This window comes from Pseudomonas sp. MWU13-2862, assembly GCF_023242495.1.
In the GTDB taxonomy this organism is placed as follows: Bacteria; Pseudomonadota; Gammaproteobacteria; order Pseudomonadales; family Pseudomonadaceae; genus Aquipseudomonas; species Aquipseudomonas gingeri_D.
The window spans coordinates 46,105-60,002 of the sequence record NZ_JALMEZ010000004.1; the positions used below are offsets into that span (position 1 = coordinate 46,105).

Below are 13,898 nucleotides of genomic sequence, written 5' to 3' on the forward strand. Positions count from 1 at the left end.
ATTAGCGACGCAGACCCAGGCGACCGATCAGAGCGCTGTAACGGCTCACGTCCTTGCCTTTCAGGTAGTCCAGCAGCTTACGACGCTGGTTAACCATGCGGATCAGACCACGACGGGAGTGGTGGTCTTTACCGTTGGCCTTGAAGTGACCTTGCAGTTTGTTGATGTTGGCGGTCAGCAGTGCAACTTGCACTTCTGGCGAACCAGTATCACCAACGGCTTGCTGGTAGTCGGTAACGATTTGAGCTTTTTCTTCAACGCTGAGAGCCATGAGGCAATCCTTTTATCAAGAAACTGTTTCAAAAAAACAGTTTCAACAGGCCAGGGACAAATCCCTGTATCTATAAATGAGTAGTGACCGTGCCTGTTGACAGCCACCCTCTCCAGCCTGCTTTGACACAGGCTGGTTTCCGGTCATTCTGACCGAATCAGCCGACGCGGCGCGATGCGCCCGTCTTCGCTCACTTCACCGATACCGATAAAGCGACCGTTATGATCCTGTACCCGCACCATGCCGAACTTCGGCGCGTCCGGGGCACGTACCGGTTGGCCGTTGAGCCAATAGAACGCACTGTGCTCGGAAAAGTGCAGCAGCGGCCAGTCTAGCAGACCGCTGTCCGAAGGCATGAGGAAGCGATCAACCGCTTCGTTGCCGCCTTCGGCATGCACCGCCTCGAGTTCTTCCAGCGTGACGGTCTGGGCCAGGGTGAAGGGGCCGGCCTGGGTCCGTCGCAATTCAGCCACGTACGCGCCACAACCGAGCTTCTCACCGATATCCTCCACCAGGGTACGAATATAGGTGCCCTTGCTGCAATCCACCGCCAGCCGCGCAGTATCGCCTTCGCAGGCGAGCAATTCCAAGCGCGCAATAGTAACAGAACGCGGTTCGCGCTCCACTACTTCACCGGCACGGGCGAGCTTGTACAACGGCTGCCCGTCCCGCTTGAGCGCCGAGTACATCGGCGGTATCTGACTGATTTGACCGCGAAATTCCGGCAACACCGCTTCGATATCGGCACGACCAACGGTCACCGGGCGCGTCTGCAAAACCTCGCCTTCGGCGTCCGCGGTGGTGGTGGTCTTGCCCAGTTGCGCCAGGGTTTCGTAACCCTTGTCGGAATCGAGCAGGTACTGCGAGAACTTGGTGGCTTCGCCGAAACACAACGGCAGCACGCCGGTGGCCAACGGATCGAGGCTGCCGGTATGGCCGGCCTTCTCGGCGTTGAGCAACCAGCGGACCTTCTGCAAGGCAGCGTTGGAAGTGAACCCCAACGGCTTGTCCAGCAGAATGATGCCGCTGACATTACGACGGATACGCTTGACCTGAGCCACCGACTACTCCCGACCGTCTTCTGGAAGGGTGTCTTCTGGAGCCGTGCCGTCGACATGTTGATTGTCTTCGGCCACGGCGCGCTCGATCAGCGCCGACAGGTGGGCACCACGCACGACGCTTTCGTCGTAGTGGAAGTGCAACTGCGGCACGCTGCGCAGCTTCATCTCGCGAGCCAGTTGCATGCGCAGGAAACCCGCCGCCGCGTTGAGCACCTTGATGCTCTGGGCGATGTCTTCCGGGTTGTCCTGGCCCATCACGGTGATGAAGATCTTCGCGTGGCCGACGTCACGACTGACGTCGACGGCGGTAATGGTGACCAGGCCGACGCGCGGGTCTTTGACTTCACGACGGATCAGCTGCGCGAGCTCACGCTGCATCTGGTCGCCGATACGTTGGGTACGGCTGTATTCTTTTGCCATGTCTTGTTACCTGTAGCTGCCCTGCGGTGAAACCCGCGGGTCTGAAAGCGGCAAACGCCCGGCCTGGCAGAAGCCGGACCGGGCGTTGCGTTTAGAGTCCTGACACCGTGCCGCGCATTTCAATGCGACGGCTCGGCGTGGCCCTTGAAGTGCGCGAGTCAGAGGCTGCGAGCAACCTGGACCTTCTCGTAGACTTCGATCTTGTCACCGACCTTGACGTCGTTGTAGCTCTTCACGCCGATACCGCATTCCATGCCGGCACGCACTTCGGAAGCGTCATCCTTGAAGCGGCGCAGGGATTCCAGCTCGCCTTCGAAGATAACGATGTCTTCACGCAGTACACGGATTGGACGGTTACGGTGAACAACACCCTCGATCACCATGCAACCGGCGATCGCGCCAAACTTCGGCGAGCGGAACACGTCACGCACTTCAGCGGTACCCAGGATGTTCTCGCGAACATCGCTGCCCAGCATACCGGTGAGGGCTTTCTTGACGTCTTCGATGATGTCGTAGATCACGTTGTAGTAACGCATATCCAGACCTTCCTGCTCGACGATCTTCCGTGCGCCAGCATCGGCACGCACGTTGAAGCCGAACAGTACAGCGTTGGAGGCCAGTGCCAGGTTGGCGTCGGACTCGGTGATACCACCGACACCGCCACCGACAACACGCACTTGCACTTCGTCGTTACCCAGGCCGTTCAAGGCGCCGTTCAACGCTTCCAGCGAACCACGGACGTCGGATTTGAGGACGATGTTAAGCGTCTTCTTCTCTTCCTGGCCCATGTTCTCGAAGATGTTTTCCAGCTTGCCAGCATGGGCGCGAGCCAGTTTGACTTCGCGGAACTTGCCTTGACGGAACAGAGCCACTTCACGGGCTTTCTTCTCGTCGGCAACCACGCTCATCTCGTCGCCAGCGTCCGGGGTACCGTCCAGGCCGAGGATCTCGACCGGGATGGAAGGACCGGCTTCCTTGATCGGCTTGCCGTTCTCGTCGAGCATGGCCCGTACACGGCCATAGTTCGAACCGACCAGGACCATGTCGCCTTGGCGCAGGGTACCGTCTTGAACCAGAACGGTAGCCACCGGGCCACGACCTTTGTCGAGACGCGATTCAACCACGACGCCACGGCCAGGAGCCGACGGAGTCGCTTTCAGTTCAAGCACTTCGGCTTGCAGCAGGACCGCTTCGAGCAACTCGTCCACGCCGGTACCGACTTTCGCCGAAACCGATACGAACGGGGTGTCGCCGCCCCACTCTTCCGAGGTCACGCCATGAACCGACAGTTCGCTACGGATGCGATCGAGATCGGCGCCCGGCTTGTCGATCTTGTTCACGGCAACCACCAGTGGAACACCGGCAGCCTTGGCGTGCTGGACAGCTTCAATGGTCTGCGGCATTACGCCGTCGTCCGCTGCAACCACCAGGATCACAATGTCAGTGGCCTTGGCACCACGGGCACGCATCGCGGTAAACGCGGCGTGGCCCGGGGTGTCGAGGAACGTGACCATGCCGCGATCGGTTTCAACGTGGTACGCACCGATGTGCTGGGTAATACCACCGGCTTCGCCGGCCGCTACCTTGGCACGACGGATGTAGTCGAGCAGCGAGGTCTTACCGTGGTCAACGTGGCCCATGACGGTCACGACCGGTGCACGGGAGAACGCTTCACCTTCGAACTTCAGGGACTCGGCCAGGGAATCTTCCAGGGCGGTGTCGCTGACCAGGGTCACTTTGTGGCCCAGTTCTTCAGCAACCAGCTGGGCAGTTTCCTGGTCCAGTACCTGGTTGATGGTGGCCGGGGTACCCAGCTTGAACATGAACTTGATGATTTCAGCAGCCTTGACCGACATCTGCTGGGCGAGATCGCCAACAGTGATGGTCTCGCCGATCTTCACTTCACGCACGATAGGGCCGGTTGGGCTCTGGAAACCGTGGGCGTTGCGTTTCTTCAGCTTGGCCTTGCCGCGACCGCCACGACGGAAACCGTCGCTTTCTTCGTCGGTAGTGCGCGGAGCCACACGTGGCGCCGGCGCCTTTTCCTTGACCGAAGCACGGTGCGGGGCGTTCTTGCGTTCGCCATCGCCACTGCCGCTACGACGATTGCTATCGTCGGCACGTGGCTTGTCCGGGCGACGCGGTTCTTCGCGCTTGCGCTCGACGGCTGGTGCAGGAGCGGCCGCCGCGACTTCACGGACAGGCTCGGCAGCGACAACAGGTGCCTGGGCAACGGCTTCGACCACCGCAGCGTTACCCGGAGCAGCAGCAGGCTGGCGGCGCGCTTCTTCTTCGGCGCGACGCTTGGCTTCTTCTTCAGCCTTTTGACGAGCCGCATTCTCTACGGCACGACGTTCTTCCAGCTCGCGCTTGCGCTCGGCTTCGATTTCTTCCGGGCTGCGTTGTACGAAGACTTTCTTCTTGCGTACTTCAACGCTGATGCTTTTGCTACCGGCAACACGCAGGGTGCTGGTGGTCTTGCGCTGCAAGGTAATCTTGCGCGGCTCTTCCACTTTAGCCTTGTGGCTGCTTTTCAGGTGAGTCAGCAGCGATTGCTTCTCACTGTCGGTCACATGTTCCTCGGCGGCGGTGTGTGGCAGACCTGCCTCACGCATCTGCTGCAACAGGCGCTCTACCGGTGTTTTGACCTCATCGGCCAGTTGTTTCACCGTGACTTGCGTCATGCACTTCTCTCCTCAGGCCGCGCCTAATTACTCGAACCAATGGGCTCGGGCGGCCATGATCAACTTGCCGGCACGATCATCGTCAATGCCGTCGATGTCGAGCAGGTCGTCAATAGACTGCTCGGCCAGGTCTTCGCGGGTAATTACGCCGCGCACCGCCAGTTCCATCGCCAAATCCTTGTCCATACCCTCAAGCGAGAGCAGGTCTTCGGCCGGATGGGCGTCTGCCAGCTTTTCCTCAGTAGCGATGGCTTTAGTCAACAAACGATCCTTGGCCCGAGCGCGAAGCTCGTTGACGGTGTCTTCGTCAAAGCCATCGATGTTGAGCATTTCTTCCAACGGTACGTAGGCAATCTCTTCCAGGCTGGTAAAGCCTTCATCAACCAGTACCTGCGCCAGATCTTCGTCGACTTCCAGCTCGTCGATGAAGTTGCGCAGAATGTCACCGGTCTCTGCTTGCTGCTTAGCCTGGATGTCCGATTCGGTCATCACATTCAGGGTCCAGCCGGTCAACTGGCTGGCCAGACGCACGTTCTGACCACCGCGACCGATGGCCTGAGCGAGATTGTCTGCGCCGACGGCGATGTCCATCGCGTGGGCATCCTCGTCAACGATAATTGCCGCGACTTCCGCCGGCGACATGGCGTTGATCACGAACTGCGCCGGGTTGTCGTCCCACAGGACGATGTCCACGCGCTCGCCGCCCAACTCGCCGGAGACAGCCTGGACGCGCGAACCGCGCATACCAATGCACGCGCCTTGCGGGTCGATGCGTTTGTCCTTGGAGCGGACCGCGATCTTGGCGCGCGAACCCGGGTCACGGGACGCGGCCATCACTTCGATCAGGCCTTCGGCGATTTCCGGCACTTCGATACGGAACAGCTCGATCAGCATTTCCGGCGCGGTACGCGACAGGATCAACTGAGGGCCGCGGTTCTCGGTGCGGATTTCCTTGAGCAGGGCGCGCACGCGCACGCCGACGCGGAAAGTCTCGCGGGAAATGATGTCTTCGCGAGCCAGCAGCGCTTCGGCGTTGTTACCCAGGTCAACAATGACGTTGTCACGGGTGACTTTCTTCACGGTGCCGGAGATGATTTCCCCCAGGCGCTCGCGATAGGCGTCGACGACCTGTGCACGCTCGGCTTCGCGAACCTTCTGCACAATGACTTGCTTGGCGGTCTGAGCGGCGATGCGACCGAATTCGATGGACTCGATCTTGTCTTCGACGACGTCGCCAACCTTGGCGCCTGGGTGGGTTTCTGCGACTTTGCTCGGCCAGGTCTCGATCGCCGGATCATCGAGATCGGCTTCCTCGACGACTGTCCAGCGACGGAAAGTCTCATAGGCACCGGTGTGGCGGTTGATTTCCACACGCAGGTCAACTTCGTCTTCAAAGCGCTTCTTGGTAGCGGTCGCCAGAGCAATCTCCAGCGCCTCAAAAATCACGCTTGCCGGTACACCCTTTTCGTTGGATACCGACTCAACAACCAGCAATACTTCTTTGCTCATCGTACGCCTCGCCTTTCGCAAGCCATTGGATCCGCGGGATCCGCGTCTCAGTCAAAACTGGGAATAATGTTGGCCTTGTCGATCAAATCGATCGGCAACAGGAACTCATGGTCTTCCACCTGCACCACGATGTCCTGCTCTTCCACTCCGCGCAGAAGGCCCTGAAAATTACGTCGACCTTCGAAAGGCGAGCGCAACTTTATCTTCACTTGTTCGCCGGCATGCGAGGCAAACTGTTCAAGGGTGAACAGCGGGCGTTCCATGCCAGGAGAGGAAACCTCAAGGGTGTATTCATTGGTGATGGGGTCTTCGACGTCCAGGACACCACTGATCTGGCGGCTGACGATGGCACAGTCGTCCACCAGCACACCGCCTTCTTTATCGATATAAACGCGCAACACGGAATGGCGACCTTGAGCCGAATACTCAATACCCCAGCATTCATAGCCAAGGGCCACGACCACCGGGGCCAACAAGGCCTGCAACTGTTCTAGCTTGCTCGACACCTGAACCCCCTCGTGCATCTCTGTGCATGCAATAGAAATAAACAAAAAATGGGCGAATCGCCCATCCCTGAAACGCCGTCGAACAGCGGCGTCATGAAGTACCCAGCCAACAAAAAGCCCCTGAAAAGGGGCTCCGCTAAAACTGGTTGCGGGGGCCGGATTTGAACCGACGACCTTCGGGTTATGAGCCCGACGAGCTACCAGACTGCTCCACCCCGCGACAAAGCTGGGGCGGAAGTATACGACCGATCCCTTGCAGGGTCAATGTAACCTTCCACCTACAAGAAAGCCCGCAACAGCGGGCTCTCCTGATAATTGGTACCGAGAAGGGGACTCGAACCCCTACACCCTATGGGCACAACCACCTCAAGGTTGCGTGTCTACCAATTCCACCACCTCGGCAATACAACGTTTACAGCATGAAACCCATTTTACTTCTGCTCTGGAGCCTTGGGTACATCAGTCGGTGAGGCCGACTTAGGTTCCTGGAGCACCGGTACATCATCAGATGCCGGCTTCTGCTTTGGCACTTCCAACACTGCCGGGTTTGGCAAACCTACTTGAGTCAGCTCATGAGCTTTCTCTTTAGCAAAGTAACCTAACCCCAAGCTGGTTATGAAGAAACCTGCGGCAAGTATAGCAGTAAACTTACTAAGAAAGGTAGAGGAACCTTGGCTTCCGAACACAGTATTTGAAGCACCTGCCCCGAAAGACGCACCAGCGTCCGCACCTTTACCCTGTTGCAGCAATACCAGAGCGACAACGCCCAGGGCACCCAACAGATGAAGAACGACTACGACTGTTTCCAGCATTTTTTCAGTTTCCCGCGGCGCGACAGATCGCACCGAACTCATCTGCATTCAGGGAAGCCCCACCAATGAGCCCCCCATCGATATCCGGCATGCCGAACAGTTCGACCGCATTGGCCGCCTTCACGCTGCCGCCGTATAGAAGCCGCACACCTTGTGCGACCTCAGAATTCTTTGCCGCCAACTGCGCGCGAATGGCGGCGTGCACATCCTGCGCCTGTTGCGGCGAAGCTGTCAGCCCGGTGCCAATGGCCCAGACCGGTTCGTAAGCGATGACAGCCTTGGCAAAAGCGCCGACACCCAGCTCCTCGATAATACTGTCCAGCTGACGCGAAACCACTTCCAGCGTCTTGCCGACCTCACGCTGCTCCAGGGTTTCCCCTACACAGAGCACCGGAATCAAACCACAAGCCTGCGCTGCCGCAAACTTGCGGATGAGGACTGCATCCGACTCACCCATGATCAGGCGACGTTCGGAATGCCCTACCAGCACCAGGGAACACCCTGCATCGAGCAACTGACTCGGTGCAACTTCACCGGTCAGGGCGCCCTGCTGGGGCTCCACCGCCGAGTTCTGCGCACCCACCAGAATCGATTTGCCTTCCAAGCCTTCAACCACTTGGCTGATATGCAGGCAAGACGGGAATACCGCCACATCGACACCGCTCGGCAAGGCCAGGTCACGCAGGCCGTTGATCAGCTCGACGACGCTGGCGCGGGTACCGTGCATCTTCCAGTTACCAGCTACCATTGGGCGACGCATGCTGTACCTCGCAGGTCAAAGTGGGCGCAGATGTTACCCAACCGCATCCTCACTGGCAAGCCGAAATCAGGCGCAAACTTCAGTCACCAGTTTTGCCAGCGCATCGGCATGGCCGCGAACCGTAACTTCGTCTTCGCCTTCCACCATGACACGCACCAGCGGCTCGGTACCGGACTTGCGCAACAGCACCCGGCCGCGACCGTTCATGGCCTCGGTGACACGCTCGCAAGCCTGCATCACCTTCGGGTGCTTGACCGGGTCGACGCCGCCGGCAAAACGCACATTGACCAGCACCTGCGGGCACTTGCGCAGCGCCTGGCGCGCCTGGGCCAGACCTTCGCCACGGCGCCGCAGGGCCATCAGGGTTTGCAACGCGGCGATGATCGCATCGCCGGTGGTGGTGTGGTTCAGGCAGAGAATATGCCCGGAGTTTTCGCCACCCACCAGCCAGTTGCGCTCCAGCAGCTCGGCAATCACATAACGGTCGCCGACATTGGCGCGCACGAACGGGATATCCAGCTCTTTGAAGGCCAACTCAAGACCCAGGTTGCTCATCGAGGTACCAACCACGCCGCCATTGAGCTTGCCGCGCTCGGCCATATCCCGGGCAATGATGAACACCAACTCGTCACCATCCACCACGGCGCCGGTATGATCGACCATCAGCACCCGATCGCCGTCGCCGTCAAAGGCGATGCCCAGGTCCGCCTGCTCGGCCAGCACCGCCGCCTGCAGCGACTTCATATGGGTCGAACCGCAGTTGTCGTTGATGTTCAGACCGTTGGGGGCCGCCGACAGGGCGACGACCTGCGCGCCCAGTTCGCGAAACACACTCGGAGCGACCTTGTAGGTGGCGCCGTGGGCACAGTCGATAACAATCTTCAGGCCCGCAAGGTTGGTCCCCGTCGGCACGCTGCTCTTGCAGAATTCGATATAGCGACCGGCCGCGTCATTGATCCGCGAGACCTTGCCGAGCTTTTCCGACTCGACCACGGTCATCGGCGCATCGAGCAATTCCTCGATCATCAGTTCGACATCATCCGGCAGCTTGGTACCCGCACCGGAGAAAAACTTGATGCCGTTGTCGTCATGGGGATTGTGCGACGCGCTGATCACGATCCCCGCCTCGGCGTGAAAGGTCCGGGTCAGGTAGGCGATGGCCGGCGTCGGCATCGGTCCCAACAGCATCACATCGGCGCCGGCAGCGGAAAGACCGGCTTCCAGGGCGGACTCGAACATATAGCCGGAGATCCGCGTGTCCTTGCCCACCAGCACCTTGCAGGCACCCAGCTTGCGGAACGCCATGCCGGCGGCCCAACCGAGCTTGAGCATGAAATCCGGGGTGATCGGGTACTGCCCTACGCGCCCACGAATACCGTCGGTGCCGAAGTATTTTTTCTTCATCAGAACTCCATCGCTCTTATTGTGCAGCGTCAACGGCAGCGATCATGCGCACCACGTCGACCGTTTCGGCGACATCGTGCACGCGAAGAATCCGTGCGCCCTTGCTTATCGCCAATGCCGCCAGGGCCAGGCCGCCATAGAGGCGCTCACCGACCGGACGACCGAGGGCCTGGCCTATCATGCTCTTGCGCGAGACGCCGACCAATAGCGGCCGACCCAGGGCATGCAAGGCTTCCATATGCTTGAACAGACTCAGGTTATGCGCCAGGGTCTTGGCAAAGCCAAACCCCGGGTCGAGCACAATGCGCTCGGCGGCGATACCGGCTGCCGCACACTGCTCCATGCGCTCGGCGAGAAAAGCCACCACCTCGCCCGTGACATCATCGTAATGAGGGTTGTCCTGCATATTGCCCGGCTCGCCGAGCATATGCATCAGGCAGACCGGCAAGCCAGTCGCAGCAGCGGCCTGCAGGGCACCATCACGCCGCAACGAGCGCACGTCATTGATCAGGCCCGCGCCCAAGCGAGCGCTCTCCAGCATGACCTGCGGCGTGGACGTATCGACCGAGATGATCACATCCAGTTCCCGATGGATACGCTCGACCACCGGTGCGACACGCTCCAGCTCCTCCAGAGGAGAAACCACGGGCGCACCGGGACGGGTCGACTCGCCACCGATATCGATCAGCGTCGCCCCCGCCTCGACCATGGCCTGCGCGTGGCGCAGGGCTGCATCAAGGTGGTTGAAACGACCGCCATCGGAAAAGGAATCAGGGGTGACGTTGAGGATGCCCATGACATGCGTCCGGGCCAAATCAAGAGCCCGGTTGCCGCAAGGCAACCGGGTCGAGGACTGAACAGAAGTCATTTCAAACCTTAATGATCAGCCGCGGGGCCGCCGATCGGCGTTTCTGGTCGCTCGTTCTGGACTACCGGCGGAGTCCCCGAGGTGCCCGAACCACCTTCCCAATCGCGTGGTTCACGCGGTGGGCGACCAGCCATGATGTCGTCGATCTGCTCGGCATCGATGGTTTCGTACTTCATCAGCGCGTCCGCCATGGCGTCGAGCTTGTCGCGGTTATCCGTCAGGATCTGCTTGGCCGTGCCGTAGCACTGGTCAATGATGCTGCGCACTTCCGAGTCGATCAGCTTGGCCGTTTCGCCGGAGAAGCTGGCGTTCTGACCGCCGCCGCCACGACCCAGGAATACTTCCTGGTCTTCCTCGGCGTACATCAGCGGACCCAACTTCTCGGACAGGCCCCACTTGGTGACCATGTTCCGGGCAATCTGGCTGGCACGCATGATGTCGTTGGAGGCGCCGGTGGTGACACCGTCGAAACCCAGGGTCATCTCTTCAGCGATACGGCCGCCATACAGCGAGCAGATCTGGCTGATCAGCGCACGCTTGGACAGGCTGTAGCGATCTTCTTCCGGCAGGAACATGGTCACACCCAGCGCACGACCGCGCGGGATGATAGAGACCTTGTAGACCGGATCATGCTCGGGCACCACACGACCGACAATGGCGTGACCGGCCTCGTGATACGCGGTGTTCTGTTTTTCCTTCTCGGACATGACCATGGATTTGCGCTCGGCACCCATCATGATCTTGTCTTTCGCCAGTTCGAACTCTTTCATCTCGACGATGCGCTTGCCGGCACGTGCGGCGAACAGGGAGGCCTCGTTCACCAGGTTGGCCAGGTCGGCACCGGAGAAGCCCGGCGTACCGCGTGCAATCACCCCTGGCGCGACGTCGTCGCCCATGGGCACCTTGCGCATATGCACTTTGAGAATCTGTTCGCGACCGCGGATATCCGGCAGACCAACGACCACCTGACGGTCGAAGCGACCAGGACGCAGCAGCGCCGGGTCGAGTACGTCAGGACGGTTGGTGGCGGCAATCACGATGATGCCGTCGTTCATCTCGAAACCGTCCATCTCCACCAGCAACTGGTTGAGGGTCTGTTCGCGTTCGTCATGACCACCGCCCATGCCGGCACCACGGTGACGACCGACCGCATCGATTTCGTCGATGAAGATGATGCAAGGCGCGTGTTTCTTCGCCTGCTCGAACATGTCACGGACACGGCTGGCACCGACGCCGACGAACATCTCGACGAAATCGGAACCGGAAATAGTGAAGAACGGTACCTTGGCTTCGCCGGCAATCGCCTTGGCCAGCAAGGTTTTACCGGTACCCGGAGGACCGACCATCAGCACGCCGCGAGGAATCCGGCCGCCCAGGCGCTGGAACTTGCCCGGATCGCGGAGGAACTCCACCAGCTCGCCGACTTCTTCCTTGGCTTCGTCGCAACCGGCGACGTCGGCCAGGGTGGTTTTCACCTGGTCTTCGGAAAGCAGGCGCGCCTTGCTCTTGCCGAAACTCATCGGCCCGCCCTTGCCGCCCGCACCGCCCTGCATCTGGCGCATGAAGAACATGAACACCGCGATGATCACCAGGATCGGGAAGCTGGCGACCAATAATTGGGTCCAGATGCTCTGCTGCTCAGGCTGCTTGCCTTCGACCACGACGTGGTTGTCCACCAGGTCGCCGATCAGGCCGTTGTCCTGAATGGCAGGGCGGATGGTCTTGAAGCTGTCGCCATCGTTGCGCTTGCCGGTGATCACGTAGCCGTCCACGGCAACGCGCTCGACTTTGCCATCCTTGACCTGCTGGATGAAGTCGGAATAGTTGAGGGTCTGCGGCTCGTTAGGACTGGAGAAGTTGTTCATCACCGTCACCAGGACAGCCGCGATGATCAACCACAGGATCAGATTCTTTGCCATATCGTTCAATTAACTACCCTCATGAAGCGGGATCCGCTACTGGCGCGCGCTTCGCATGATATTCACCGGCATAACTTACTACATTACCTACAGATCCTGCAGGCGCCGTCTGTAACCCTTTGTGAAACAATCACTACACAATATGCGCTTATTCTCACGGGGCGAAATACGAAAAACCTATCGCCCCGGCCAAGAACCTCGTCTTACTCGATCCGTCCGCGGAAGCCACGACCCAGCAGATACTGCTCGCGGGACCGATCACGGGAAGACGCCGGCTTGCGCGTCTGGACCTTGTCAAACAGCTTGCGGAAGTTCCTGTGGTACTCGTCGAAGCCTTCGCCCTGGAAAACCTTGATCAAAAAATCACCACCGGGGCGTAGGACGCGTCCGGCGAGATCGAGAGCCAGCTCACAAAGGAACATCGAACGCGGCATATCCACTTCGGGTGTACCACTCATATTGGGGGCCATATCGGAAATCACAAGGTCCACCTCGGAATTTCCCACCGCCTCGAGGATTTGCGCCAGTACGGCGTCCTCGGTGAAGTCGCCCTTGATGAAGGTCACATCGGGGATGCTGTCCATGTCCAGGATGTCGGACGCGATCAGACGGCCCTTGCCACCAATCAGACGACTGGTCACCTGGGACCAGCCACCCGGCGCCGCGCCGAGGTCGATCACGGTCATACCCGGGCGAATGATCCGGTCCTTCTCCTGGACCTCCAGCAATTTGTAGCTGGCACGGGAGCGGTAGCCGTCTTTTTGCGCCATTTTGACGTATGGATCGTTGAAATGTTCTTTCAGCCAGTTAAGGCTAGTCTTGGAACGGGCCACGGGCCACCTCAAAAAAATAGTCGAATCGCGATTAACTGGGCGGTCCCGGACGCGCTCGGGTAAACTGGCCGCCGCTTTTTACAAGATCAGACGCAGGGGTCAGATTATGCCGCTCACTCAAGAGCAGAAGAAACAGTACAAATCCATCGGCCACCATCTGAAACCAGTATTGACTGTGGCTGACAACGGTTTGACCGAAGGTGTGTTAGCCGAGCTTGAACGCGCATTGAGCGATCATGAGCTGATCAAGATCAAGCTCAATATCCTCGACCGCGAATCGCGCCTGGAGGCTATTGCGCAACTGTGCAAGGCCGGCAAGGCGGATCTGGTGCAAGTCATCGGCAAGATGGCGCTGCTGTATCGCAAGAACTTCAGCGTCAACAAGCAGTTGTCCAACGTCCATCGTTTCAAGTGACGTAGACGGGTCAAGGGTACGCCGTGCGTACCCTGCCACTCTCGCCCGGCACCGGTTGCAGCACCAGCACCAGGCCGCAAAGGCCGAGCACCAGGTAACTGAACAACTGCCAGCGCAATGCATCCGGCAGCCAGGTATGCACCGCGAAATACATCCCGCACGCATACAGCGACATCAGCAGCAATTGCCCGCGCGTATCGCGCCAGAGGCTTGCCCGGCCTTCGGCCTGGAGCAACACCAGGGTCTGCACGATCACACACACCGTTGCAAACCCTATCAATAAAGAGCCCAGCAGGCTATTGATCTCGTCGATCAGCAGCGGTGCCAGGCCGATTTTCGTCAACACCGGCAACAAGCCGATGTGCAGCAGCCACAGGCCGCCGACCCAGAGCATCTGGGTCAGCTGCCAGAGCATGGCGCCCGCACGTAGCGGGCG

At 59.6% G+C, this 13,898-nt stretch carries 14 protein-coding genes and 2 tRNA genes; 1 reads left to right on the plus strand and 15 read right to left on the minus strand.

Going from position 1 to position 13,898, the window contains the following annotated elements; genetic code table 11:
* Position 1: 1 nt before the first annotated feature.
* From rpsO to rlmE, 14 genes are all read right to left on the minus strand, one after another.
* Complete coding sequence (gene rpsO / locus M5C56_RS08500; protein ID WP_002555121.1) at positions 2 to 271, minus strand: 30S ribosomal protein S15; 270 nt, start codon at positions 269 to 271, stop codon at positions 2 to 4.
* Positions 272 to 414: 143 nt separating this feature from the next.
* Entirely contained in the window at positions 415 to 1,332 is a 918-nt protein-coding gene (gene truB, locus M5C56_RS08505) for a tRNA pseudouridine(55) synthase TruB (protein ID WP_103495484.1), read from the minus strand.
* 3 nt (positions 1,333 to 1,335) lie between these two features.
* The gene (rbfA, locus tag M5C56_RS08510; RefSeq protein ID WP_103495485.1) at positions 1,336 to 1,752 is read right to left on the minus strand and encodes a 30S ribosome-binding factor RbfA; all 417 of its coding nucleotides are present in this window, start codon (positions 1,750 to 1,752) and stop codon (positions 1,336 to 1,338) included.
* A gap of 158 nt (positions 1,753 to 1,910) precedes the next feature.
* The gene (gene infB / locus M5C56_RS08515; RefSeq protein WP_103495486.1) at positions 1,911 to 4,436 is read right to left on the minus strand and encodes a translation initiation factor IF-2; all 2,526 of its coding nucleotides are present in this window, start codon (positions 4,434 to 4,436) and stop codon (positions 1,911 to 1,913) included.
* Positions 4,437 to 4,463: 27 nt separating this feature from the next.
* Positions 4,464 to 5,945: a transcription termination factor NusA gene (gene nusA, locus M5C56_RS08520; RefSeq protein WP_100939596.1), complete on the minus strand. Its 1,482-nt coding sequence runs from the start codon at positions 5,943 to 5,945 to the stop codon at positions 4,464 to 4,466.
* Between the two features lie 47 nt (positions 5,946 to 5,992).
* Positions 5,993 to 6,451, minus strand: coding sequence for a ribosome maturation factor RimP (gene rimP / locus M5C56_RS08525; RefSeq protein WP_177102043.1), 459 nt, complete (start codon positions 6,449 to 6,451; stop codon positions 5,993 to 5,995).
* A 143-nt stretch (positions 6,452 to 6,594) separates the two neighbouring features.
* A tRNA-Met gene (locus M5C56_RS08530) sits at positions 6,595 to 6,671 on the minus strand.
* 96 nt (positions 6,672 to 6,767) lie between these two features.
* Positions 6,768 to 6,853: transfer RNA gene (locus M5C56_RS08535), tRNA-Leu, on the minus strand.
* A gap of 29 nt (positions 6,854 to 6,882) precedes the next feature.
* Positions 6,883 to 7,263, minus strand: a complete 381-nt coding sequence (gene secG / locus M5C56_RS08540; protein WP_100939598.1) for a preprotein translocase subunit SecG — start codon at positions 7,261 to 7,263, stop codon at positions 6,883 to 6,885.
* Between the two features lie 4 nt (positions 7,264 to 7,267).
* On the minus strand, positions 7,268 to 8,023 hold the full coding sequence (tpiA, locus tag M5C56_RS08545; RefSeq protein ID WP_103494930.1) for a triose-phosphate isomerase: 756 nt from the start codon (positions 8,021 to 8,023) through the stop codon (positions 7,268 to 7,270).
* A gap of 66 nt (positions 8,024 to 8,089) precedes the next feature.
* Positions 8,090 to 9,427 (minus strand): phosphoglucosamine mutase, encoded by a 1,338-nt coding sequence (gene glmM, locus M5C56_RS08550; RefSeq protein ID WP_103494931.1) that lies wholly within the window; start codon positions 9,425 to 9,427, stop codon positions 8,090 to 8,092.
* Positions 9,428 to 9,443: 16 nt separating this feature from the next.
* Positions 9,444 to 10,295 carry a dihydropteroate synthase gene (gene folP / locus M5C56_RS08555; RefSeq protein WP_103494932.1) on the minus strand — a complete coding sequence of 284 codons (852 nt, stop codon included), beginning with the start codon at positions 10,293 to 10,295 and terminating at the stop codon, positions 9,444 to 9,446.
* An 8-nt stretch (positions 10,296 to 10,303) separates the two neighbouring features.
* Positions 10,304 to 12,214: an ATP-dependent zinc metalloprotease FtsH gene (gene ftsH, locus M5C56_RS08560; RefSeq protein ID WP_103494953.1), complete on the minus strand. Its 1,911-nt coding sequence runs from the start codon at positions 12,212 to 12,214 to the stop codon at positions 10,304 to 10,306.
* Between the two features lie 203 nt (positions 12,215 to 12,417).
* The gene (rlmE, locus tag M5C56_RS08565; RefSeq protein WP_103494933.1) at positions 12,418 to 13,047 is read right to left on the minus strand and encodes a 23S rRNA (uridine(2552)-2'-O)-methyltransferase RlmE; all 630 of its coding nucleotides are present in this window, start codon (positions 13,045 to 13,047) and stop codon (positions 12,418 to 12,420) included.
* Positions 13,048 to 13,153: 106 nt separating this feature from the next.
* On the opposite strand from rlmE, the gene yhbY reads away from it, so the two are divergent.
* Positions 13,154 to 13,462, plus strand: a complete 309-nt coding sequence (gene yhbY / locus M5C56_RS08570; RefSeq protein WP_103494934.1) for a ribosome assembly RNA-binding protein YhbY — start codon at positions 13,154 to 13,156, stop codon at positions 13,460 to 13,462.
* A gap of 10 nt (positions 13,463 to 13,472) precedes the next feature.
* On the opposite strand, the gene M5C56_RS08575 is transcribed toward yhbY, so the two are convergent.
* Positions 13,473 to 13,877 (minus strand): MFS transporter, encoded by a 405-nt coding sequence (locus M5C56_RS08575; RefSeq protein WP_103494935.1) that lies wholly within the window; start codon positions 13,875 to 13,877, stop codon positions 13,473 to 13,475.
* Positions 13,878 to 13,898: the final 21 nt, after the last annotated feature.

Coding starts and splice junctions, on each gene's coding strand:
- rpsO (WP_002555121.1), bottom strand. CDS start 271: ATGGCTCTCAGCGTTGAAGAAAAAGCTCAAATCGTTACCGACTACCAG.
- rbfA (WP_103495485.1), bottom strand. CDS start 1,752: ATGGCAAAAGAATACAGCCGTACCCAACGTATCGGCGACCAGATGCAG.
- infB (WP_103495486.1), bottom strand. CDS start 4,436: ATGACGCAAGTCACGGTGAAACAACTGGCCGATGAGGTCAAAACACCG.
- nusA (WP_100939596.1), bottom strand. CDS start 5,945: ATGAGCAAAGAAGTATTGCTGGTTGTTGAGTCGGTATCCAACGAAAAG.
- secG (WP_100939598.1), bottom strand. CDS start 7,263: ATGCTGGAAACAGTCGTAGTCGTTCTTCATCTGTTGGGTGCCCTGGGC.
- tpiA (WP_103494930.1), bottom strand. CDS start 8,023: ATGCGTCGCCCAATGGTAGCTGGTAACTGGAAGATGCACGGTACCCGC.
- glmM (WP_103494931.1), bottom strand. CDS start 9,427: ATGAAGAAAAAATACTTCGGCACCGACGGTATTCGTGGGCGCGTAGGG.
- folP (WP_103494932.1), bottom strand. CDS start 10,295: ATGACTTCTGTTCAGTCCTCGACCCGGTTGCCTTGCGGCAACCGGGCT.
- ftsH (WP_103494953.1), bottom strand. CDS start 12,214: ATGGCAAAGAATCTGATCCTGTGGTTGATCATCGCGGCTGTCCTGGTG.
- yhbY (WP_103494934.1), top strand. CDS start 13,154: ATGCCGCTCACTCAAGAGCAGAAGAAACAGTACAAATCCATCGGCCAC.
- M5C56_RS08575 (WP_103494935.1), bottom strand. CDS start 13,877: ATGCTCTGGCAGCTGACCCAGATGCTCTGGGTCGGCGGCCTGTGGCTG.